Origin of the sequence: Agrobacterium tumefaciens (assembly GCF_017726655.1) — a bacterium.
GTDB lineage: Bacteria > Pseudomonadota > Alphaproteobacteria > Rhizobiales > Rhizobiaceae > Agrobacterium > Agrobacterium tumefaciens_B.
Genome location: NZ_CP072308.1, coordinates 1,763,151 through 1,786,784 on the forward strand (window position 1 = coordinate 1,763,151; position 23,634 = coordinate 1,786,784).

The 23,634-nt window shown below is 59.5% G+C and carries 21 protein-coding genes; 1 reads left to right on the forward strand and 20 read right to left on the reverse strand.

Features of this window, described 5'->3' with window-relative positions:
- The first annotated feature begins 53 nt into the window (after positions 1-53).
- Positions 54-953: a ribokinase gene (locus AT6N2_RS08755; protein ID WP_209085747.1), complete on the forward strand. Its 900-nt coding sequence runs from the start codon at positions 54-56 to the stop codon at positions 951-953.
- A 63-nt stretch (positions 954-1,016) separates the two neighbouring features.
- On the opposite strand, the gene trmB is transcribed toward AT6N2_RS08755, so the two are convergent.
- The 20 genes from trmB to AT6N2_RS08855 form a co-directional block, all read right to left on the reverse strand.
- A complete protein-coding gene (gene trmB, locus AT6N2_RS08760) occupies positions 1,017-1,715 on the reverse strand; it encodes a tRNA (guanosine(46)-N7)-methyltransferase TrmB (RefSeq protein ID WP_209085750.1) in 699 nt (232 codons plus the stop codon).
- Between the two features lie 169 nt (positions 1,716-1,884).
- Positions 1,885-3,147 carry a methionine adenosyltransferase gene (metK, locus tag AT6N2_RS08765; protein WP_209085753.1) on the reverse strand — a complete coding sequence of 421 codons (1,263 nt, stop codon included), beginning with the start codon at positions 3,145-3,147 and terminating at the stop codon, positions 1,885-1,887.
- Between the two features lie 186 nt (positions 3,148-3,333).
- Positions 3,334-3,753 carry a helix-turn-helix domain-containing protein gene (locus AT6N2_RS08770; protein WP_063949808.1) on the reverse strand — a complete coding sequence of 140 codons (420 nt, stop codon included), beginning with the start codon at positions 3,751-3,753 and terminating at the stop codon, positions 3,334-3,336.
- Positions 3,754-3,887: 134 nt separating this feature from the next.
- Positions 3,888-5,477, reverse strand: coding sequence for an apolipoprotein N-acyltransferase (gene lnt, locus AT6N2_RS08775; protein WP_209085756.1), 1,590 nt, complete (start codon positions 5,475-5,477; stop codon positions 3,888-3,890).
- Positions 5,478-5,678: 201 nt separating this feature from the next.
- Complete coding sequence (locus tag AT6N2_RS08780) at positions 5,679-6,818, reverse strand: hemolysin family protein (RefSeq protein ID WP_144576058.1); 1,140 nt, start codon at positions 6,816-6,818, stop codon at positions 5,679-5,681.
- A gap of 15 nt (positions 6,819-6,833) precedes the next feature.
- The gene (gene ybeY / locus AT6N2_RS08785; protein WP_209085765.1) at positions 6,834-7,340 is read right to left on the reverse strand and encodes an rRNA maturation RNase YbeY; all 507 of its coding nucleotides are present in this window, start codon (positions 7,338-7,340) and stop codon (positions 6,834-6,836) included.
- A 10-nt stretch (positions 7,341-7,350) separates the two neighbouring features.
- The gene (locus AT6N2_RS08790; RefSeq protein ID WP_063949548.1) at positions 7,351-8,406 is read right to left on the reverse strand and encodes a PhoH family protein; all 1,056 of its coding nucleotides are present in this window, start codon (positions 8,404-8,406) and stop codon (positions 7,351-7,353) included.
- A 40-nt stretch (positions 8,407-8,446) separates the two neighbouring features.
- Complete coding sequence (miaB, locus tag AT6N2_RS08795) at positions 8,447-9,850, reverse strand: tRNA (N6-isopentenyl adenosine(37)-C2)-methylthiotransferase MiaB (protein WP_209085768.1); 1,404 nt, start codon at positions 9,848-9,850, stop codon at positions 8,447-8,449.
- 66 nt (positions 9,851-9,916) lie between these two features.
- Positions 9,917-10,711, reverse strand: coding sequence for a lysophospholipid acyltransferase family protein (locus tag AT6N2_RS08800; protein WP_063949546.1), 795 nt, complete (start codon positions 10,709-10,711; stop codon positions 9,917-9,919).
- 30 nt (positions 10,712-10,741) lie between these two features.
- Entirely contained in the window at positions 10,742-11,170 is a 429-nt protein-coding gene (locus AT6N2_RS08805; RefSeq protein WP_063949545.1) for a Fur family transcriptional regulator, read from the reverse strand.
- Between the two features lie 64 nt (positions 11,171-11,234).
- Positions 11,235-11,729: a GNAT family N-acetyltransferase gene (locus AT6N2_RS08810; protein ID WP_209085771.1), complete on the reverse strand. Its 495-nt coding sequence runs from the start codon at positions 11,727-11,729 to the stop codon at positions 11,235-11,237.
- Positions 11,730-11,772: 43 nt separating this feature from the next.
- Positions 11,773-12,441, reverse strand: a complete 669-nt coding sequence (gene tsaB, locus AT6N2_RS08815) for a tRNA (adenosine(37)-N6)-threonylcarbamoyltransferase complex dimerization subunit type 1 TsaB (protein WP_144576066.1) — start codon at positions 12,439-12,441, stop codon at positions 11,773-11,775.
- 21 nt (positions 12,442-12,462) lie between these two features.
- Positions 12,463-13,026, reverse strand: coding sequence for a NifU family protein (locus tag AT6N2_RS08820; protein WP_063949542.1), 564 nt, complete (start codon positions 13,024-13,026; stop codon positions 12,463-12,465).
- A 142-nt stretch (positions 13,027-13,168) separates the two neighbouring features.
- Positions 13,169-13,660, reverse strand: a complete 492-nt coding sequence (locus tag AT6N2_RS08825) for a universal stress protein (protein ID WP_209085774.1) — start codon at positions 13,658-13,660, stop codon at positions 13,169-13,171.
- Positions 13,661-13,774: 114 nt separating this feature from the next.
- A complete protein-coding gene (gene trpS / locus AT6N2_RS08830) occupies positions 13,775-14,839 on the reverse strand; it encodes a tryptophan--tRNA ligase (RefSeq protein ID WP_063949540.1) in 1,065 nt (354 codons plus the stop codon).
- A gap of 100 nt (positions 14,840-14,939) precedes the next feature.
- On the reverse strand, positions 14,940-15,347 hold the full coding sequence (locus tag AT6N2_RS08835) for a VOC family protein (RefSeq protein ID WP_209085777.1): 408 nt from the start codon (positions 15,345-15,347) through the stop codon (positions 14,940-14,942).
- Positions 15,347-16,936 carry a murein biosynthesis integral membrane protein MurJ gene (gene murJ, locus AT6N2_RS08840; protein ID WP_144576070.1) on the reverse strand — a complete coding sequence of 530 codons (1,590 nt, stop codon included), beginning with the start codon at positions 16,934-16,936 and terminating at the stop codon, positions 15,347-15,349. The genes AT6N2_RS08835 and murJ overlap by 1 nt, the downstream gene beginning before the upstream one ends.
- Positions 16,937-16,943: 7 nt before the next feature.
- Entirely contained in the window at positions 16,944-19,772 is a 2,829-nt protein-coding gene (locus AT6N2_RS08845) for a [protein-PII] uridylyltransferase (RefSeq protein WP_209085780.1), read from the reverse strand.
- A 96-nt stretch (positions 19,773-19,868) separates the two neighbouring features.
- Positions 19,869-22,520: a DNA mismatch repair protein MutS gene (mutS, locus tag AT6N2_RS08850; protein WP_233282499.1), complete on the reverse strand. Its 2,652-nt coding sequence runs from the start codon at positions 22,518-22,520 to the stop codon at positions 19,869-19,871.
- 190 nt (positions 22,521-22,710) lie between these two features.
- Positions 22,711-23,592, reverse strand: a complete 882-nt coding sequence (locus AT6N2_RS08855) for a GNAT family N-acetyltransferase (protein WP_063949535.1) — start codon at positions 23,590-23,592, stop codon at positions 22,711-22,713.
- Positions 23,593-23,634: the final 42 nt, after the last annotated feature.

A 23,634-nucleotide genomic window follows, 5' to 3' on the forward strand; every position in this document is an offset into this window, starting at 1 on the left:
CGTCTCGGGCAAAGTCGCCGCCTTGCTTAAATTTCATACGGACCCAGCGCCCCATGATTACTGTTTTCGGCTCCATCAACATGGACCTCGTCGCGACCGCCAAACGCCTGCCCAAGCCCGGTGAAACCGTGACGGGAGAGACATTCTCCACGGCCGCCGGCGGCAAGGGAGCCAATCAGGCTCTGGCTGCGCGGCGCGCGGGCGCCACGGTCAAGATGGCGGGCGCTGCGGGCGATGACACCTTTGCCGCTCCGGCACTGACCTTGCTGCGCGACGCGGGGACCGATCTGTCATTGGTCAAAACCGCCCCTGGCCCCACGGGTACGGCCGTGATCCTGATCGGTGAAGGCGGAGAGAACATGATCTCGGTCATCCCTGCCGCCAATGGCGAGGTTTCCGCATCCGATGCCACAAGAACCATATCCGAAATGGCTGCGGGCGATATTCTGATGCTGCAGTTCGAAATTCCGGCTGCAGCGATCGAAGCGGCGCTGACGGCTGCCAAGGCGAAACGCATCACCACAATCATCAACACCGCGCCGCTGACCGCAGACGCACCGCGCCTTAGCGCTCTTGCCGATATCGTCATTGCCAATGAAACCGAGTTCGAGCTGCTGATCGGCAAGAATGGCCTCTCCAGCGACGGGCGGGAAACCGAACTCAAGGCCCTTCACGAGACGACCGGCCAGACATTGATCGTCACGCTTGGAGCCGACGGCGTGATCGCCATTCGTAATGGCAAGGTCTACAGGGCGTCGGGCCTCAAGATCGAGCCGCTCGACACGGTTGGCGCGGGTGATACCTTCTGTGGTTACCTTGCCGCCAGCCTCGATCAGGGCATCGAATTCGAACGTGCATTGAAGCGGGCCGCAGTCGCAGGCTCACTCGCCTGCACACGCGCCGGCGCCCAGCCTTCCATTCCGCTGGCGGCGGAAGTGGACGCGGCGCTCTGAGGGGGCTTGCCGCTTGCGCATTTTCCGGACGTAAATCCGCGGTGCGCATTTACTGGAGATGCTTTAGCGACGGATGAAGGTGAGATAGGCCGAGCTGCGGCCTTCTCGTTTTGCCTTGTTCTCGTAACGCGTGCCCGGCCAGTTGGCATAGGGCGTGCGCCAGTCATCAGCGCTTGTCGCCGTCCATTCAAAGCCGCCATGCCGGGCGCAATGCTGCAGCGTCCAGTTGACGTAAGTGTCGATGTCAGAGGCAAAGCAGAACTTGCCGCCGGGTTTCAACACGCGGTGAAAGCGGGCGAGATTGACGTCTGACACGAAGCGACGCTTCCAGTGCTTCTTCTTCGGCCAGGGATCGGGATAAAGCAGATCGATGTGATCGATCGACCCTTCCGGCAACCAATCCAGCAATTGCGTCGCATCATCGTCGTAGAGCCTGATGTTCACGAGCTCACGCTCACGCACGGTGGCAAGCAGCTTGGCCATGGAGTTCACGAAGGGCTCGACGCCGATAAAACCCGTTTCGGGGTTTTCGACGGCGCGATGGGCGAGATGCTCACCGCCGCCAAAACCGATCTCCAGCCGGATGGATCGGACGTCAGCCGGAAAAAGAGTGACGAGATTTGACGGGGGCACGCTTTCCAGATCGAGTTTCAGCAAAGGCAGCAGGTTTTCAATCGTATCCACCTGCTGATGGCGCAGCGGCTTGCCCTTGCGCCTGCCAAAAAACGCTTCCGTCGCGCGCGAACGCCGTTCTTCCGTCATCTCATACTCTCAAGACCAAATAGACTTAACCCGCACAGCACCCCGTGAGGCACTGTGCGGGTTACAAAGTTGCAGACGGTATCTCTCAATCGCCGCCAAATAACAAGCGCGATATCTAGTTGACGCATTTTCCAGACGTAAAACCGCTACGCACTTTTACTGGAAATGCTTAAGCGCTCAAAGCTTCCTTGAGCGGCTTCACCAGATCGAGCTTCTCCCAGGAGAAGGAGCCATCACGACCGGCCTTGCGGCCGAAATGGCCGTAGGAAGACGTCTTGGCGTAGATTGGCTTGTTGAGATCGAGATGGCGGCGAATGCCCGACGGCGAAAGGTCCATAACCTTGCGGATCGCAGCCTCGACCTGATCTTCGCTGACCTTGCCCGTTCCGTGCAGATCGACATAGATCGACAGCGGCTGGGCGATGCCGATGGCGTAAGAAATCTGGATCGTGCAGCGATCAGCAAAGCCGGCAGCAACGACGTTCTTTGCGAGGTAGCGCGCCGCATAGGCTGCGGAACGGTCGACCTTGGTCGTATCCTTGCCGGAGAATGCACCGCCACCATGGGGGGCCGCACCACCATATGTGTCGACGATGATCTTGCGGCCGGTCAGGCCGGCGTCACCGTCCGGACCACCAATAACGAACTTGCCCGTCGGGTTGATATACCACTGGCAATCGTCGGCGATCTTCAGGTCGCCGAGAGCCTCACGGATATAGGGCTCGACAACGGCACGAACCTTCTTCGAATCCCAGTTGGCATCCAGATGCTGCGTGGAGAGAACGATGGACACCGCTTCGGCAGGCTTGCCGTCGACGTAGCGCACGGTTACCTGGCTCTTGGCATCGGGGCCGAGCTTTGCTGCCTCACCTTCGCCGCTCTTACGCGCGGTAGCGAGCAGTTGCAGGATGCGGTGGGAATAATAGATCGGCGCCGGCATCAAATCCGGTGTTTCCTTGCAGGCGTAGCCGAACATGATGCCCTGGTCGCCCGCACCCTCGTCACCCTGCTTATCGGAAGCGTTGTCCACGCCCTGTGCGATATCGGCAGACTGCGGATGCAGGAGAACGTCGATCTTGGCGGTCTTCCAGTGGAAACCGTCCTGTTCATATCCGATGTCGCGGATCGCCTTGCGGGCGGCGGACTTAAACTTGGAAGGGTTAATGACCGGATGCCCGGAAGCATCCTTGACGATCTTGCCGTCCTTGTCCTTCTTCAGCAGCGTGTCGGGAACGCGAACCTCACCCGCGATAATGACGCGATTGGTCGTGGCAAGCGTTTCACAAGCGATGCGCACGGTCCACGGGTCAACGCCCGTCTTGGCCGCTTCACGATAAACGAGATCCACGATTTCATCGGAAATACGATCACAAACCTTGTCCGGATGACCCTCGGCCACGGACTCGCTGGTGAACAGGTAATTGGCACGCATGCGGGATTCCCCTCAAAGAACGGTCTCCAGATTTTTTAGTCATTTCGGCCACGAAAAACAAGGACACAACCACATAAATATATCTTTATGTGAGAATTCCTTTCTAATTCGACACAAAAAAACGGTCCTTGCGGACCGTTGAGTGCCCGGCATCCCGTGCCGGAAATATTATGGCGAGAGCGCAGATTACTCCGCGTCACCCTCGGCGGCGAGCGCCTTGACAAGATCGACAAGGCGGCGACGAACCTTTGGATCGGCGATCTTCACGAAAGCCCGGTTCAGTTGCAGACCTTCGGCAGACGACAGGAAGTCTACCACGTAGTTGGAGCTGGACGCTTCCGCCATTCCGGGCGTTCCGCCAGGCTGATCGCCGGGTGCATCTTCGAAGAAAAAGGAAACGGGTACGTTCAGGATCGCCGAGATATTCTGCAGGCGGCTGGCGCCAACACGGTTCGTGCCCTTTTCGTATTTCTGGATTTGCTGAAAGGTAATTCCAAGACTCTCACCGAGCTTTTCCTGGCTCATGCCGAGCATGGTCCGGCGAAGGCGAATTCGGCTGCCGACATGAATGTCGATGGGGTTAGGCTTTTTCTTATTTTCGGTCATCATGCGGTCCTGACACTCGGAAAGGGTTGATATAGTGCTTCACTAATATTCTAAGAAATAAGCCGGTATTGGGACAACGGCCAAACTTGTTTTACGACTGACCTATTCACTATGCAATTGTGGGGGGTGCGCGGTCAATTCCGGCCGCGCGCAAAACTCCACGCACCGCCCGCCGCAACAATCATCATCAAAGAAAAAATCAACCAGAAATACGTCCGATGTGTGTCGTAACCGATAGCATCACGAGACCCACCACTCAAGGTGGCGTCAATAGTGCCGACTTGACCATAGTCAAGACCAGCAACGATGCGGCCATAGGGGTCGATGACGGCCGAGATGCCGGTATTGGCACCGCGAATCACCGGGACACCCGTTTCAACAGCCCGTATGCGTGCCTGTAGAAAATGTTGATAGGGCCCAGGCGTATCGCCAAACCAGCCATCATTGGTCACATTCAGGATCGCTGTTGCCCCTTGAAGCTCGGGTGTCATCTCGCCGGGAAAAATGATCTCGTAGCAGATCAGCGGGTAGAACCTCTTCCCAGATGGCAGGGTCAGCGACGTGCGGGATGACGCAGCGGAAAAGCCACCCGGCAGGGCAATGACGTTGTTGATACCGAATTCGCGCAGCACATTCTCAAAGGGAACATATTCACCAAAGGGGGTCAGATGCACCTTGTCGGCCGCTCCGATGATCTCCCCCTGACTATCGATCGCATAGACCGAATTGTAATAGCGCGGTGGTCGCCCGGCGCCCTGATCCTCCATTCGGACGGCGCCGGTAAACAGAACTTGGCCATCATCAAGCGTTTTGGCGATTTCCGTCAGCGCGTCTGGATTCTGCGTCAAGATGAACGGGACAGAGGTTTCCGGCCAGACGATGATGTCGGGGCGCTTCTTGCCGTCTCCCGGTGGCAGCGCGGATAGTCGCAGGTGCTCTGCGAAGATTTCCGCGCGGTCACCATTCAGCATCTTGCGCGATTGATCGATGGACGGCTGGACAATGCGGACGGTCAACGCATCCGCCGGCGTCTCGGCCGGTGTCTGTAGGCGGTAAAGGCCGTAACCAACATGACCCGCCAATAAGAGGCCAGCAATTGCGAGACCCGGCGCCATGCCTTTTTTCGTCGCAATCAACGCCGGCGCGGCAAAAATGAAGACGGCAAGCGTCGTTATGCTGAAAAGCCCCAGCAAGTGCACAGATTGCATCATGACAGGAATAGGCATGATGCCGTAGCCGATGGCGTTCCAGGGAAAGCCGGTCGCCAGAAAACTACGCAACCATTCCGTCAGACCAAAGGCAGCCGCCAGCGCCGCAATGCGGCCCAAGCCATCGGACCAGAGGAGATTGGCAGCCGCAACCGCAAAACCGTAAAACAGCGCCAGAAATGCCGGCAGGCCGAGGATGGCAAGCGGCAGAGCCCAGGCGAATTCATCTGCTTCGAGAAGCAGCGCATTGCCCAGCCACCACAGCCCGGCCACGAAATAACCAAGGCCGAAACACCAGCCTATACCGAAGGCCGGCAAGGCGCGATTGAAGAGGCCACCACCAGGCTTTGCGGTGCAACCATCGATAAGCCAGACAAGCAGTGTGAAAGACAGGAACAGTGCGGCAAAAAAACCGAATGGTGGTAGGGCGAGCGCCCCGATCGCGCCGGCGGCGATCGCGATCAACGCGCGGCTCATGCCGCTGGCCAGCATTAACCTGCCTGCAAGACGCTCCATGCCAACTCCGTTAATGCCCATTCGGCAGCGCCCGCTCGCGGCAAGGCTGCTGCGCCCGCAAAATTTCCCCTGGAATCGACGTAAAGGAAAAAAGATTCGCAGTCCACACAAGGGATGACGCCAGCCACTTTCTCAGGCCTTTCGCGCATCACCCCACCGATGTCGAACAATCGGAAGGTGACGGGATATCCCGTCGCCCCATTATTCCGCGTTTTGTTGATGTGTGATCAGACGCACATCTGGAGCCGGCAGCGCAATGACGGCGCTTGCATCTTCCGGAGCTCGATCATCCTCACCCTCGGACCCGTGATCGCGGACGATACGGACGCCCTTGATGCGCCGGCTGTCTGCGTCGAGGATCTGGAACTCGAAGCCCGGGACGGCCCTGACGACCTCACCCTTGGTCGGGATACGGCCAAGCGCGAAGAAGATGAGCCCGCCCAGTGTATCGATTTCTTCCAGATGTTCCCGCACGTCGAAATCCGGGCCGATGGCATCGGCAAGTTCGGTAAGCTCCGCGCGGGCATCGGCAACAAGCACATCGGCGGAAAGGCGCGAAAACATCGCCTCATCCTTGTCGTGCTCGTCATCGATGTCACCGATGACCATCTCAACGATGTCTTCGTGGCTGACGAGACCGTCGGTGCCACCGTACTCATCGATGACGAGAGCGAGCTGCGTTCTCTGCGCCTGCATGGTTTTCAGGAGATCAGAGGCAAGCATGGACGGCGGTGCGAAGAGGATCTTGCGCACGAGACCCGCATCGGCAACCGTTTTTTCGAGATCAACCCGCGCCAGATCGAAATTGGGACGCGGCGAACGGGGCGACTTCACTTCCGTGTAGGTGACGCTGCGCGATCCAGCCCGACGCTTGTTGCGTGCCTGCTTGGCGACGTAGGCCAGGAGGTCGCGGATATGGATCATGCCCTTGGGGTCATCCAGCGTCTCGTCATAGACGGGCATGCGGGAGCGCCCGGTTTCCTCGAAGAGGATCAGCGCATCGCCGATCGTCATATTCTGGTCCAGACCGTCGATATCGACCCGTGGGATCATGATATCTTCAACGCGGACTTCCCGGAAGCGGAGGATGTTGTGCAGCATCGCCCGTTCTTCGGGCGTGAAGGCCGCACCGATTTCGGTGTCGTCCATCAGCGCGTCGGTCAAATCCTCGCGCAGGCGTTCGCCCTGGGATGGTTTCAGCAACCGCGCGATGCGTGACCAGATGGTCGATCTCGGTTTGGCATTGTAGTCCTGACGTAAGTGACTACTGCCCTCCTCCGAAGAGGACTGCTCGCCGTTTTCTCTGCCCTCATTGGCAGGTCGTGCAGAATGTTCGTTCATGGCTCCAGACAATATTTAAAGCGGCTCTTGACCCGCGTAGGGATCAGATAGGCCAAGCACCGCCAAAATGCGAGTCTCAAGCGACTCCATTTCTTCCGCTTCTTCCTCATCCATGTGGTCATAACCGAACAAATGCAGGAACCCATGAACGAGAAGATGGGTCAGATGATCCTCGAAACTCTTGTCAAGTTCAAGAGCCTCGCGCTCAACCGTCTCACGTGCGATGACGATATCGCCCAGCATCGGGCCCGGCATTCCGCCCGGTTCCAGCGGAAAAGCAGGGAAAGACAAGACGTTGGTCGCCTTGTCCTTGTCACGCCATTCGGCGTTGATTTCCCGGATATTTTCATCGTCGGTGAAGACCAGCGAGAGTTCGACCGGCATTTTCGGAAAGGGTTGATCCTCTTTCCGCTTCAGAAAATCGACCGCCGCATCCAGCACCTTTGACGCAAAGGCAGACAGGTCCTCTTCCGAGGACCAGCCTTCGGCCTCCACGCTGATTTGAATATCCAGAGCTGTCATTGTCTTTTCGTCAGTCGCCCTTCAGCAGGCTCTCATCCGGCACGGCCGTATGGGATTCATAGGCCCGGACAATGCGCGCCACCATCGGGTGACGGACAACATCCACATCCTTGAACCGCACAACGGACACGCCTTCCACCTCCGTCAGGATCTGCAGGGCTTCCACGAGGCCGGACTTCACGCCGCGCGGCAAGTCCACTTGGCTTGGGTCACCGGTCACAATCATGCGGCCGTTTTCGCCAAGGCGTGTCAGGAACATTTTCATCTGCATCGTCGTCGTGTTCTGGGCTTCGTCCAGAATGACCGCGGCGTTGGCGAGTGTGCGACCACGCATGAAGGCGAGCGGCGCAATTTCGATGACACCCGCCTGGATGGCGCGCTCCACCTTGTCACCCGGCATCATGTCATACAGCGCGTCGTAAAGCGGGCGGAGATACGGATCGACCTTTTCCTTCATGTCGCCGGGCAGGAAGCCCAGACGCTCGCCCGCTTCGACGGCCGGACGCGAAAGGATGATGCGATCGACCGCGCCACGCTCCAGAAGCTGCGCCGCGTGCGCCACAGCCAGATAGGTCTTGCCCGTGCCAGCGGGGCCAACACCAAATACGAGTTCGGATTGTTCCAACGCTCGCATATAGACGTCCTGCGTGGGCGTCCGTGCCGAAATGGTCTTCTTACGCGTTGAAATCTGCGCCATGGAAATTTTCGCCTTGCGCTCCATGGTCGGCAGCGTCAGCTGGTCGTCAGCTGCGACGGCCATGCGGATTGCCCCCTCCACGTCAGAAAGCTCGACGGCGCCACCTTTAAGCAAACGCTCATAAAGGAAATCAAGCGCGCGACGGGCCTGGTTGGTGGAAACCACATCGCCGGTGATGGCGACGGAGTTGCCGCGGGGGCGGGCGTCAATATTGAGGCGCTGCTCCAGGAGCTTCAGGTTCTGATCGAACTGACCGAATAGCTCTCCCGCTATCCTGTTATTCTCGAACGTGAGGACGAAGTGATTGGCGTCGGTCGCGGCTGGGCGTGGCTGGCGCGATGAATTTGATACCAATTCGTGTGCGTTCAAGCGGTCAGGCTCCTGTCCCAATCAGTGTCGGCTCCCCACTCTAACTCCCTGCCACCTCGGCAAACAAGCTGTTTGGACCCGTTGCGGTGATTCGTACATTAACAATGTCACCGATTTTCAAATTCTTTGCATCAAGATTCACGGATTGCAGCCACGGAGAGCGACCTATCAACTGTTCAGGCATGCGACCGGGCTTTTCCAGCAGCACATCCATCGTTTTTCCGACGAGCGACTCCGCAAATTCCTTCTGCTGCCGCAGCAACAGCGCCTGCAATCTTTCCAACCGCTCGGCCTTGACGTCCTCATCGACCTGATCGGTCAGATCGGCGCCCGGCGTGCCGGGGCGGGTCGAATATTTGAACGAGAAGGCCTGCGCGTATTTGACCGTTTCGACCATCGCCATCGTGTCTTCGAAATCGCGAGCGGTCTCACCGGGGAAACCCACAATAAAGTCCCCGGACATGGCGATATCAGGGCGGGCGGAGCGAATCTTGTCGATCAGCCTGATATATTCCTCACCGGTGTGACGGCGGTTCATCGCCTTCAGGATGCGGTCAGAGCCCGACTGTACCGGCAGGTGCAGATAGGGCATGAGAATGCGCAGATCGCGATGCGCGCCAATCAGGCGATCATCCATGTCACGCGGGTGACTGGTGGTGTAACGAAGCCGCGCGAGCCGGGGAATCTCCGCCAGACGGTAAAGCAGTTCGGCAAGGCCCCATTTTTCGCCCTTCGCGCCTTCGCCCTGCCAGGCGTTGACGTTCTGGCCGAGCAGCGTGATTTCACGCACGCCCGCATCCACCAGCTTCATCGCTTCATCGACGATCTGGCGCACAGGCCGGGATACTTCCGAACCGCGGGTGTACGGCACGACACAGAAAGTGCAGAACTTGTCGCAGCCTTCCTGGACCGTCAGGAACGCGGTGACGCCGCGTGTGCGCAAAGTGGATTTCTCCGCGACCGGCAGGTGTTCGAACTTATCCTCGACCGCATATTCCGTCTCGATGACACGCTCGCCACCGCGCACGCGCTTCAAGGCGTCCGGCAGGCGGTGATAGGTCTGCGGTCCGATGACGACGTCGACGGCGGGGGCACGGCGCAGAATTTCCTCGCCTTCCGCCTGCGCCACACAGCCGGCAACACCGATCATGAATTCGCGGCCCTGCTCTTCGCGCGACTTTTTCATATCTCGCAGACGGCCGAGCGCGGAGTAAACCTTCTCTGCTGCCTTTTCGCGGATGTGACAGGTGTTCAAGAGAACCAGATCCGCCTCGCCCATATCCTCCGTCTGAACGTACCCATCCTTCGCCAACGCATCGCTCATGCGGACGGAATCGTAGACGTTCATCTGGCAGCCATAGGTCTTGATGAAAACCTTGCGGCTGTTTGCGCCTTCACGGGCGTTCACGGGTGGGGCTTCGAGGCCAAGCGTTTCCTGGGTCATGGCGGCTATCTAGTGTTTTTCCCGGCCAGATTAAACAGAAAAATGCCGGAAAGGCGAACACATCTGCTAATCGCGCCAGCCGCCGCGCAGGCTGAATGCCAGCATGGAGCGGATTGTAGACGTGATATCGGTTGTGAGGCGCTTGCGGTTGTCCGTGTTGTGAAAGGGGATACTGTCGCCGAATGTCACGTCGACATCGATGTTGCCCGCCTTGATGATACCGAGCAGATGCGGCACGAGTGTGATGCTGCCCGGCCAGGCGGCAATGACGCGGTGGTAGCGTCCCATGGACATGCCCTGCACCCGGGTATAGGCAATCGCCACGGGCTGGACGTATACCAGCTTTCCGGGAACCTGATCGGCTGCGGTGGAAGCTGCGCCGAACAGCGAAGATTTGACGGGGAGCACGCGGTTTCCGTCCGACGTCGTGCCTTCCGGAAACAGGACGACGATTTCCCCGTCCGCCATGCGGCTGGCAATCTCGCTGACCTGGGCGCCGGTGCTGCGCTTCTGCTCCCGCTGAACGAAAATGCTTTTCTGCAACCGAGCGAGCCAGCCGAAGACCGGCCAGTCCCGCACCTCGGTTTTGGCAATGAACACCACATCGGCGATGCTGCCCAGAACGAGGATATCCTTCCACGAGGCGTGGTTCACTGCCAGCATGAGCGGCTTTGCGCGCTCGAGATCGCCATGGACATGGACACGGATGCCGAGGACGTGGCAGGCGATGCGGTGCCAGATGCGTGGGATGCGGCGGCGCAGATGCCAATTGAACGCAAGCCCCAGGAGTTGCAGCGGCAGCAGGACCAGCGTGACGACCAGGAGAACGACCGCAATATAGGCCGTGCGCAACCACATCATAATGAGAACGCCCGCCTGCTCACATGGGCCTCAGCGTTCTTCGGGTTTCAGAGGCACGCCGTAAAGTTCCAGACGGTGATCCACCAGCTTGAAGCCATGCTCGCGGGCGATCTTTTCCTGAAGCGCCTCGATTTCGGGCGAGTGAAATTCGATCACGACGCTGTTCTTGAGGTCGATCAGATGATCATGATGTTCTTCTGGAACCGTCTCGTAACGCGAGCGACCGTCGCGAAAATCGTGCCGCTCGATAATCCCCGCATCTTCGAACAGCTTGACCGTTCGATAGACCGTGGAAATCGAGATGCGTGGATCGACGGCGGAGGAACGGCGATAGAGCTCCTCGACATCGGGATGATCCGCCGATTCCTGAAGAACACGGGCGATGACGCGGCGCTGGTCCGTCATGCGCATGCCGCGCTCGGCGCAGAGCTCCTCCAGCGTTTTCGAAAGGTCTGTCACGTCTTCTGGCCTTTTGAGAATTCCGGTTTGCGGCTTTCGCCGAAAAAATGCCTGTCGCAGGGAACTAGCGAAGATCGCGGCGCATGACAAGCGCCGTCGACTTCGATCCATCCTTCGCCGTATAATAGGCCTTCCGTTCCGCAACCGTCTTGAAACCCAGCTTCCTGTAAAGTCCGACGGCAGAGGCGTTGTTATTATCCACCTCGAGGAACATGGTTTCGGCGCCACGCATCATCGCCTCGCGGATGGCCGACTGCATCAGCCGCCAGCCGAGACCGGCGCGCGCGAATTTTTCCGACACCGCAACGGTGAGGATTTCCGCCTCGCCGGCCACTTCACGCGCCAATATGAAACCACCCAGCGGCTTGCTGAAAAAAGCGTTAGTCTGGCGGGCGACAGCGCCGAAAACCGAGCCCTGAGTCAGCAGGCCTGAGAACTCTCCATCATTCCAGGGACGCGGGAAGCGCAGGGCATGCAAGTCCGCCACGGCAGCGCAATCCTCGTGCTGCATCGGCACGATCTCGAAATAGGGTTTCCAGCTCAGGTAATCGTCAAACATCGCCAATATCGGGAATCAGAAACATGCACTGATGCATGCCGTATCAGGCAACGTCCCGGCGTGCCAGCGCAAAACCTGTTTGTGGCCGGGCATCCGGTCCACGCAGGTAAAGCGGCGCGGGTTTGGGCTGGCCAGCCGGTTTGCGGGCACCGGCTCGAGCGACAGCGGCAATCGGAAAATGATCCGGGCCCGAGCCGCTTTCCTGCCCTGCAAAGAGCGGTGCGGCCGAGCCGATGACGGCGCCATCGAAACCCGAAAGAGCCGCCTTTGCATCATCGAGAGAAAGCAGGACCGCTTCACGGAGCGGCGATCCATCGGCTGCAAATGTCTGGAGATAGGCCTCGCCACGTTTCGCATCGAGCCCTACCGCCACGGGGTGGCCCGGGTTTTCGAGGAGATGATGCAAAGCGATCGTCTCGAGCGTGGTGACACCAACCGCATCGACGCCAAGCGACAGAGCAAAACCTCGCGCTGCCGCGACACCGACCCGGATGCCCGTAAAGGACCCAGGACCGATGGTCACAGCAATGCGCTCGATTTGCTGCAGCGGCAATTGCGCCTGCTGCAGGGCACCGTCGATGACGGCCATCAACCTTTCGGCATGGCCCTTGCCGATCGTTTCGCACACGTCGCCGAGCACCTTGTCGGAGGCACTGTCATAAACGCAGGCGGAACAATCAACACCTGACGTGTCGAGTGCGAGAACAATCATGGCGGGGCCTGGCTTAGAACGTCATACCGCTTCGACTTCGAGCACTTCCGGCACGAAATGGCGGAGCAGGTTCTGAACGCCGTGCTTCAGCGTGGCGGTGGAGGATGGGCAACCCGAGCAGGCGCCCTTCATGTTCAGGAACACCGTACCATCACGGAAACCGCGGAACGTGATGTCGCCGCCATCCTGCGCCACGGCAGGGCGGACGCGAGTTTCCAGCAGTTCCTTGATGGTGGCGACGATGGTTTCGTCACCCTCTTCGAAGAACTCACCTTCCTCGTCCGAAACTTCGGCCGCAATCGCCGTGCCCATGATTGGCCGGCCGGACATGAAATGTTCCATAATAGAGCCGAGAATGGCAGGCTTCAGATGCTGCCACTCGGCATCATCCTTGGTAACGGTGATGAAGTCGAAACCGAAATAGACGCCGGTCACACCCGGAATGGTGAAGAGCCTTTCAGCGAGCGGCGAGGCCTGCGCCTGCGAGGGGTTGAGAAACTCAGCGGTCCCGCTTTCCAGCACCACCTTGCCAGGCAGGAACTTGAGCGTAGCGGGATTCGGCGTCGCTTCCGTCTGAATGAACATTGTCTGTCTCCTTCGAGGTCGCCGTTCACGCCCCGCAATTTAGAATTCTTCCAAAAATACGCCCGGCGAAGCTACACTTCAAGCCCTGACATGATAATTACATTCAAGAAATCGCCAACTCTTCAATCCAACCCTTGGAGGGTCAGCAAAGTGCGTCGATTTCCTCATCCGACAAGGTGTCGGGTAGAACGGTGACTGGGATCGGGAAGGCCGCACCACGTCCGGCGATGGAGGAAACCAGCGGTCCCGGCCCTTCTTTCGTTGATCCGGCAGCCAATACCAGAATGGCGATATCGCGATCTTCCTCGATCAACCCGTGAATCTGCTCGGTGGCGCTGCCTTCCCGAATGACGGATTCCGGCTCGATGCCGATCGTTTCGCGTACCTTCTGGGCGATCTTGGCGAGGGTGGCTTCCGCTTCCTCACGCGCTTCGGCCCGCATGATCTGCTCGACACCCAGCCATTGCTGGAAATCGCCTTCCGGGATCATGTAAAGCAGTACCAGACCGCCATTGGAATTCTTGGCGCGACGACCGGCATAATGCACGGCCCTTTCGCATTCCGGTGTGTCATCGATTACAGCGAGAAACTTGCGGCGATGCCCTTCCATACGCGACAGCCGTGTTGAAACCATTCTGTACTCCCAAAATCCGCCGTGATCCGAAAAACCGCCCGACGGTTCGAGCGGAGATTATATCAAATCACGGCAGGCGCAAACCGCCCGCCGCACTCGCGTGGCAGCGACCTGTCAGCGCAGGAAGCCGATGATATCGCGCACCTCGTTCATCGTCTTTTCCGCGATGGCACGCGCCCGCTCACCACCTTGGCTGAGGATGGCATCGATATGGGTCGGGTCATCGAGAAGACGACGCATCTCGTTATTGACGGGCGCAAGCACGTTGACGGCAAGCTCGACGAGGGCCGGCTTGAATGTTGAGAACTGCTGGCCACCGAACTCGGCAAGGACATCCGCCTTGGTCTTGTCTGACAGGGCTGCATAGATGCCGACGAGGTTTTCGGCCTCCGGACGGCCTTTCAGACCTTCCAGTTCGCTCGGCAGCGCGTCGGGATCGGTCTTTGCCTTCTTGATCTTCTTCGAGATCGCGTCGACGTCATCCATAAGGTTGATGCGCGACAGATCGGAAGGATCGGACTTCGACATCTTTTTGGTGCCGTCCTTCAAGGACATGACGCGCGGTGCCGGCCCGCCGATCAGCGGTTCCACCATTGGGAAATAAGCATGCACCGGCTCATCGCCAACCGTAATGTCGAGCCCAAGACCCGTCTTGCGGATATGGTCACCGAAATCGATATTGAATTTCTGGGCAATGTCGCGGGCAAGCTCCAGATGCTGTTTCTGATCATCGCCGACAGGAACATGGGTGGCGCGATAGACGAGAATGTCGGCAGCCATCAGGCTCGGATAGGCGAGCAGGCCGAGCGAGACCTGTTCGGTATTCTTGCCGGACTTGTCCTTGAACTGCGTCATGCGCTCCATCCAGCCGATGCGCGCCACGCAGTTGAACACCCATGCCAGTTCCGCATGCTGCGGCACGGCCGACTGGTTAAAGACGATGTGCTTCACCGGATCGATGCCCGAAGCGATGAAGGCGGCCGCGATCGAACGGGTCTGCGCCTTCAGGTCCGAGTGAACGAGCTGGGCGGTGATGGCGTGCATATCAACGACGCAATAGATGCAGTCATTATCTTCCTGCAACGCCACGAATTTGCGGATCGCGCCCAGATAATTGCCGAGATGCAGATTGCCGGTCGGCTGGACGCCCGAGAAAACCAGCGGCTTGAATGCGTTCATTGTCGTCCTCGAAAAGGCTTGTGGAGGGCCCCGCCCCGTGTTTGCAATTGCACGCGCGCTTATGCACCCGCAGCCCCTTGCAATCAAGCGGTTTCAAGGGCTATCCACGGCGCGGCTGAAGAAGGTCCCAGCGATTTCCGTAAGGGTCGGCAAAGACCGCGACGGAACCATAAGCCTCATGGCGCGGCTGTTCCAGAAAGCACACGCCGCGTGCAATCATGGTTTCATGGTCGCGGGCGAAATCGTCGGTATGCAGGAAAAATCCGACACGGCCGCCGGTCTGGTTGCCGATGGCGCGTCGCTGCTCTTCGCCATCCGCCTCGGCAAGCAGAAGGGCGCCACCGTCAGCGCCCTGCGGCTTGACCACCAGCCACCTTTTGCCGTCGTCCAGTGGCTCATCGGAGAGGCACTCGAAGCCGAGAACATCGCAATAAAACGCCTTCGCCCGATCGTAGTCATCAACCACGAGGGTAACGATGGCGATGCGGCGGTTTTCAGCAAAGGACATCAGCCAGCCTCCGTCTCGGCCGTCTTTTTCCCGCGCTTGCGGACGGCCCGCTTCACCATGCCGATGTCGGCACCTCCAGACACGAAAGCCAGCACGAAATAGACCAGCATGGCGGCAAAGACGAGGCCCATGATCGTGCCGGCACGCACGAAGATGGACGAGGCGGAAGACAGCTCGAAGGTCAGCCACGTCAGCGCATAATGCACAAATACGGCCATTAACGCCGCGGCCAAGAGCAGGCGCGGGATACGGGTGAGCAGCGGAATATCCAGATGCCAGTGACCACGCCACAGGAGCATGCCAAACAGCAGCGCGGCGTTGACCCAGCCAGCGGTGATTTCCGCGATAGCGATGCCGGGACCGCCGAGGCGCGGGAAAAGCGTGAGCGCCAGCGAGACATTCACGACAACCGAAATCGCCGCGAAGATCATTGGCGTGCGGGTGTCCTCGCGCGCGAAGAAACCGGGGATGAAGGCCTTGATCAACACGAAAGCGGGAAGGCCCAAACCGTAGATGCCGAGGATTTGTGAAACGGTGATCGTTGCGGACGGCGCGAAATTGCCGCGCTCGTACAGGAAACGAACGATGGGTTCGGCCATGACGAGAAGTGCCGCGGCAGCGGGCAGGGTCAGGAAGAGCACGAACTCGACCGAGCGGTTCTGCAGGCTTCCGGCCTCCACCATATGGCCGCCGCGCAGCGCGCGCGCCAGTTCCGGCAGGAGCACCGTGGCAACAGCGATGCCGACGACACCGAGCGGCAGTTGATAGATGCGGTCCGCATAGGCAAGGGAGGATATGACACCTTCGCCGCCGGACGCGATGTTGGTGTTGATGAGCAGATTGATCTGGGTGATGCCCCCGGTGATTGCTGCCGGCAGGGCAAGGACCAGAAGGCGCTGCACATTCTTTGTGAGCCGTGGTCTGCGGAAACCAATGCGCATACCGGCATTGCGCACTGCAATCCAGACGATGGCGAGCTGCACGAGACCTGCCGCCATCACGCCCCATGAGAGCGCGTAACCGACTTGCAGCGGATCGTAATTTTTCCACCAGGCCAGCGCCAGCACGCCGATGAGAATGATATTGAGGAAAACCGGTGCGATCGCCGCCGCAAAATAACGGTGCAGCGAGTTCAGCATGCCGCCCATCATCGCCGCGAGCGACATGCAGGCGAGATAGGGAAACATGATCGTCGCAAGGCGGACAGTGTTATCGAACTTCACCGGATCTTCTAGGAAGCCCGGCGCGATGACGGTGCGGACGATGAACGGCATCGACAATTCCATCAAAATTGTCAGGGCCAGGAGCACCGTGAACAGGACGCCGAAGACCTCTTCGGAAAAGCGCCTTGCACCCTCCATGCCATTCGCTTCGATTTCCTTGGCGAAAAGCGGCACGAAGGCAGAGTTGAATGCACCCTCGGCGAAAAGTCGCCTGAAGGTATTTGGGAAGCGGAAAGCGGCGTTGAAAGCATCGGCCACCGGTCCGGTGCCGACGGCGGCTGCCATCAGCGTTTCGCGCAGAAAGCCGAAAATGCGGCTGCCGAGCGTGGCGGTGCCGACGGTGGCGAACTTGCCGATCAGACTCATGGGACTATCAAGCCTTTGCCGTGCGCGCGGCCGGCAGGGCCGCCACGTCTGGGTGGGCGATGATGCCGTTCGGCATGCGGTCGCGCAATTCGTCTTCCTGCTCGCTCATCACAGCCTTCAGGCGTTGCGCGATGCTGGCCTGCCGGTTGTCCGTCGTCACCTTCTGGCCGAACAGGTCGGTCACGTAGAAGGTGTCGATGACTTTCTCGCCGAAGGTGGTGATGCGGGCGGAGTGAATGTCGAGTGACAGGTCGGCGATGACCGCCGTCATGTCGGCCAGAAGCCCCGGCCGGTCGAGGCACTCGACCTCGATCACGGTGAACTTGTTGGACAGACCATTCGAGATCGTCACCGAAGGCGGAATGGTGAAGGCGCTCTTTTTCTTCCGGCTCTTGGTGCGGGTGGCGATCATTTCCGGCAGGCGCTGCTTGCCGGAGAGAACTTCTTCGATGAGCTTGCCGACATTGTTGCCGCGCCGCGTCTCGTCCTCGTCAATCGGAAATTCGCGGTTGATAAGGATCGTATCGAGCGCCCGCCCGTCGGAGGTGGTGAAAATCTGCGCATCGGCAATGTTGGCGCCAGCCGCGGCGCATGCGCCGGTTATGATCGAAAGCAGGCGCGGGTGGTCGGGCGCCAGAACAGTGATTTCCGTGATGGCGTGGAAGGAATGGGTGCGCACCATGGTCGAGAGCGCCTTCTCCTGCTTGTCGGCCTCGCGGATGAAGCGGGTGTGGCGCACCTGGTCTTCCAGCGCCACAGTCAGCAGGTAGGGCTCGTAATGCAGCTTGGTATATTTGCGCCGCGCCTTCTGGCCCCAGTCGTCAAGGGCATCGTAGAGCGCTTGGCGGGCAATCTGCGCGCGCTCCTTGCGGGAGACTTCCGAGAAGCCGCCTGACAGAAGCAGTTCCGTCTCATAGTACAGCGAGCGCAGCAACTGTCCCTTCCAGCCGTTCCACACACCCGGACCGACAGCCCTGATATCGCAGACCGTCAGGATAAGCAGCATCTTCAACCGCTCCATGGATTGCACCTTGTCGGCGAAATCAGTGATGGTCTTGCGGTCGTGCAGGTCTCGCGTCTGGGCGACCATGGACATCAAAAGATGCTGCTCGATCAGCCAGACAACCGTTTCAGTCTGCTTGCCGGTGAGACGGAAGCGCTGGCAGAGCTTGCGCGCCACACGCGCGCCAGCAATGGAGTGATCTTCCTGCCGGCCCTTGGCGACATCGTGCAGCAGTACCGCCACATAAAGCGCCTCGCGTTCCTCGACGCCGGGCATCAGCTGATTGGCGAGCGGATGGGCATCGACCGCTGTTCCCTTGTCCACTTCCGACAGCACGCCGACGGAGCGGATCAGATGCTCGTCCACCGTGTAATGATGATACATGTTGAACTGCATCATCGCGACGATCTTGCCAAATTCGGGGATGAATTTGCCGAGCACACCGGCCTCATTCATGCGCCGCAGCGTCAGCGCCGGATCGCGCCGCGAGGTCAGGATCGACAGGAAAAGCCGGTTTGCCTCCTCGTTTTCCCGCAGCTCGTCATTGATGAGCGAAAGCGAACGAGTGACGACGCGCAAGGCATCGGGGTGCAGTTCGAGATTGTTGATATCGGCGATATGGAAGAGCCGGATGAGATTGACCGGATCGTTCTTGAACACATCGGGTTTGGCGAGCGCGATGCGGCCCCGGTCTTCCACGAACTCCACGGAACCCGGAATCTTGCGAACGCGGTGGGCGAAGCGGCTGAGCACGCCGGAAAGGCCAGGCACGTCCTTCGCCTGCCTGTCTTCCAGACCGGCGCAGACGATGCGGGTGAGATCACCGACATCCTTTGCGACAAGGAAATAGTGCTTCATGAAGCGCTCGACGGCAGAGAGGCCGGGGCGCGGCTGATAGTTCAGCGCATCGGCAATTTCGCGCTGAATATCGAAGGAAAGGCGTTCCTCCGCCTTGCCGGTGATGAAATGCATCTGGCAACGGACGGCCCAGAGAAAATCATCGGCCTTTTCGAACAGTTTCAATTCCGACCGCGACAAAACGCCGAGTTTGACGAGATCCGCCGTATCACGGACATGGTAATAATATTTGGCGATCCAGAACAGCGTGTGCAGGTCACGCAAGCCGCCCTTGCCTTCCTTGACGTTCGGCTCCACCAGATAACGCGTATCGCCAGCCTTGCGGTGGCGCTGGTCACGCTCGGCGAGCTTGGCGGCGATGAATTCAGGGCCGGTTCCGGTGACGACTTCCGACTCGAAACGCTTTTCCAGGTCGTCGGTCAGGGATTTCCTGCCGCAGATCGCCCGCACTTCCAGAATGGCGGTGCGGATCGTCATGTCGGATTTTGAAAGCCGAATGCACTCATCCACGGTGCGGGTGGCGTGGCCGACCTTGAAGCCGAGATCCCAGAGGAGATAGAGCACGAACTCCACTGCCTTGTGCATGTCAGGCGTGTTCTTCGGAGGAAGCAGGAACAGGAGGTCGATATCCGATCCCGGCGCCAGTGTGCCGCGTCCATAACCGCCAACCGCGGCGACCGCGATCTGCGGCGCATCCTTCGGATAGACATATTGGCAGGTAAGATCGTAGAGGGTTTCGATCAGCCGGTCCTGCAGCCAGGAGATGCGTCGGGCACAATCGATGCCACTGCCATCCGCCTTCAAAAGCTCCCGCACCTTCTCCCGACCTTCCGTGCTGGCCTTGCGGAAGATCGGCAGCAGATCGGACCTGATGTCGGCGATGCGCTTGCCGTCTTCCCTGAAGATGACGTCGCAGTCTCGCTTCAGCGCCGATACATCGAGAATGTCGGAAAAATCCAGGTCCTTGATGGCCATCTATGCCGGTATCCATGTCCTGTGGGAGATCCCACCGCTTGCGTTGGGAGTGTCCTATAAAGAGTTTCAGAGGCTATGGACAGGCACTCTATCCCTTCAAGCCTTGCCAAGTTCTTTCTTTAGCGCATAGAGCGCGTCCAATGCCTCACGCGGGGTCATTTCGTCCGGGTTGAAGCTTTTCAGGGCTTCCTCCACCTTTGATGGTCCTGCCTTGCGCGTTTCCTCGCGGCGAACCGCGATCTGGAACAGCGGCAGATCATCGATCAGCTGGCTTGCCGGGTTCTTGCGGTCGGCATCCTCCAGCTTCGTCAGCACCTCGCGGGCGCGCTCCACCACCGAGGCCGGCAAGCCCGCGAGCCGCGCCACCTGAATGCCGTAGGAACGATCCGCAGCGCCCGGTCCGACTTCATGCAGGAAGATGACATCGCCTTCCCACTCTTTTACCCGCATCGTGGCATTGGAAAGGCGGCCCAGCTTTTCCGACAGGACGGTGAGCTCATGGAAATGGGTGGCAAAAAGGCCGCGGCAGCGGTTGACCTCATGCAGGTGCTCCACCGACGCCCAGGCGATGGAAAGTCCGTCGAAGGTCGCCGTACCCCGGCCGATCTCGTCCAGGATGACCAGCGAGCGATCCGTCGCCTGATTGAGAATGGCGGCAGTTTCCACCATCTCCACCATGAAGGTCGAGCGGCCACGCGCCAGATCGTCAGACGCGCCGACACGCGAAAACAGCCGGTCAACGACGCCGATATGGGCGGCTTCCGCCGGCACGAAGGAACCGATCTGCGCGAGGATGGCGATCAGAGCATTCTGGCGCAGGAACGTGGATTTACCGCCCATGTTGGGGCCGGTGAGCAGCCAGATCGCGCCGTTCTTGCCGCCATTGACGGCAGACAGGTCGCAGTTATTGGCAATGAAGGGTCCGGCTGACTGCCGCCTCAAAGCCTGCTCCACAACGGGGTGCCGCCCACCCTTGATCGAGAAGGTCATGGAGGCATCGACGATCGGGCGGCAATAGGCCTGTTCGGTGGCGAGATAAGCAAGGCTTGAGGCGACATCAATGACCGCTAGTGCCAGCGCACCCGCCTTGATCGCCTCCGCCTGCTTTACCACTGCCTCAACCATCCGCTCGAAGGCTTCCAGCTCCATGGTCAGAGCCTCGGCCGCGGCATTGGCGATGCGGCTTTCGAGATCGGCAAGCTCTGTGGTGGTGAAACGCATGGCACCCGCCATGGTCTGGCGGTGGATGAAGCGGGCCTTCGCCTCATCGGTCGCCGTCATCACATCGGCATTGCCCGCCGTCACCTCGATAAAATAACCAAGTACGTTGTTGTGCTTGATCTTGAGGGACTTGATCCCGGTTTCCTCGGCATATTGCAGCTGCAACCCCGCTATCACCCGGCGCGACTGATCGCGCAGCGCCCGCACCTCATCGAGTTCGGGATTGGCGCCCTCACGCAGGAAGCCGCCATCGCGCTTCAGAAGCGGCAGATCGTCGGCCAGCATCGAGCCGAGCATGGCTTCCAGTCCGCGTGGCAAGGCTTTCAGATCGGCAAGGGCCGAGGCAAGCTCCTCCGGCAACAGCCCCTGATCAAGAATGGCGGCAATTCTCTCGGCCGACGCCAAGCCCTGTCTAATCGCGCCGAGATCGCGTGGGCCGCCGCGCTCCAGCGCCAGGCGGGAGAGCGCACGCGGCATATCGGCAACCTGCTTCAGCGCATCGCGCAGACCGTCGCAGAGAGAGACATCGTCGATGAGATAAGCGACCGCATCGAGACGGGCATTGATCCTCTCCGGATCGGTCAAGGGTGACATCAGCCGCTCGGCGAGAAGCCGCGCGCCGCCGCCGGTGACCGTTCGGTTCAGCGCATGCAGCAACGAGCCGTCCCTGTCACCCGACAGCGTTTTTACGAGCTCCAAGTTGGCGCGGGTGGCGGGATCGATGAACAGCGTGGAGGCGGCACTTTCCCGCTCAGGCGCGCCAAGTGGTGGGCGCTCGGCAATCTGCGTCTTTTCGACATAGGCAACCGCAGCAGCGGCAGCGGCCATCTCCACGCGTGAAAACGTGCCGAATCCGTCGAGCGTCGAGACGTTGAAATAACGCGCGATGCGCCCTTCCGCTGTCGCGCTATCGAAGAGAATGGCCGGCTGGGGCACCGCGACCCGGCCGAGCACATCGAAAACCGGCCGAAGTTCATCATCGTGGAACAGGGTGTCGGCGACGATCAACTCGCGCGGATCGATGCGCCAGATATCGGCGAGAAGCCGGGTAAGCGTCGTCTCCGCCAGACGGAAAACGCCGGTGGAAATATCGATCCAGGCGAGCGCAAACTGTGCTTCTACACTGCCGCGAATACGCGCCAGCGCCATCAGATAGTTGGATTCCGTCGGCGACAGCAGTTTTTCTTCCGTCAGCGTGCCTGGTGTGACGAGCCGCACCACATCGCGCTTGACCACGGATTTCGAGCCGCGCTTCTTGGCTTCTGCCGGATCCTCGACCTGTTCGCAGACAGCCACGCGATATCCGCGCATGATAAGCTTCTGGAGATAGTCATCCGCCGCGTGAACGGGAACGCCACACATGGGAATATCGTGACCCATATGCTGGCCGCGTTTCGTCAGGGTGATACCGAGAGCGCGGGACGCTTCCACCGCATCGTCAAAGAACAATTCGTAAAAATCTCCCATGCGGTAGAACAGCAGCGAACCGGGATTGTTCGCCTTGATCTCGATATATTGCTCCATCATCGGAGTGGCCGTCGCGCGGCTCTCTTCCGAGATCAGGGAAGCGGTTGTCAGAACGTCCGTCAATGGCCTGCCGATGTCATATCGTGTTGCGGAAAATGAGCGCCGACACTAGCGGGAATGGCCGCCCCAAGACAACAGACGCGGATGCGCTGCCCACAGGAACATCCTGATGGCGCAGATCAAAAACCGATCAACCGTTGATGCGTTCGGCCTCGCCGCCATAATAGCTGATGTAACGGCCGGCGATGGATGATACCGGCAGAACCACCAGGACATCGGTCGTGTTGAAAGCATGATCAACGACCGCGCCAGCGCCAAACATGGCCCCGAGACGCATGTAACCCTTGATCAGCGGCGGCATGGCATTCAGCGCCTTGCGGGCGTTGAGCGCCTCTGCCGGGACGAGGTCCATTTCGTGGTAGAGTTCGGGGAGCGCGACCGCTTCCCACTCTCCCTTTGCCAGGCAATTATGGTGCAGGAAGGACAAGGCGAGCGCGTGCGCTTCCGGCTGCACGCCGGGGAATGAGGCGCAGCCGATCATCGCGTCCATGCGGTGTTTGACCGCATAAGACCAGTTGCCCTGCCACAGAAGCTCGACGGTGCGTTTGGTGCGATATTCCGGCAGCACGCAGGAGCGGCCAAGTTCCATGAAGCGCTTGCCGGGATGACGTGCGACGAGGCCAGCGATGTCGAATTCGCTGGCTGAATAAAAGCCGTTATTTGCCATCGCGATATCCTGCCGCAGCAGGCGATAGGTACCGACGATCTGGTCCTCGCTGTCGCCTTCGATCGACTTGTCGAGAACAAGCAGATGATCGCAAACGCTGTCCCAGGCGTCGAAGTCGCGCTGGCGCCGCATCGCTTCTGCGGGAAGGCGCGCCTTCATCTCGTCCACAAAGACCCGGTAACGCACGGATTGCGCGGCATCGATCTCTCGTTCGTTTCTTGCCAGCCGTGTTTCCAGCTTGCCGATACGCCCGAAAAGACCCTCATTGTCCTGAGCTATGTCCGGACGAGCAGGAATGACGACATTGTTCTCGCAAATGTCATGATTGAGGATTTCGGCAACCATGGGGAATCGCTCCGCCACCAAAGAATTTTCCTGTCATAAATC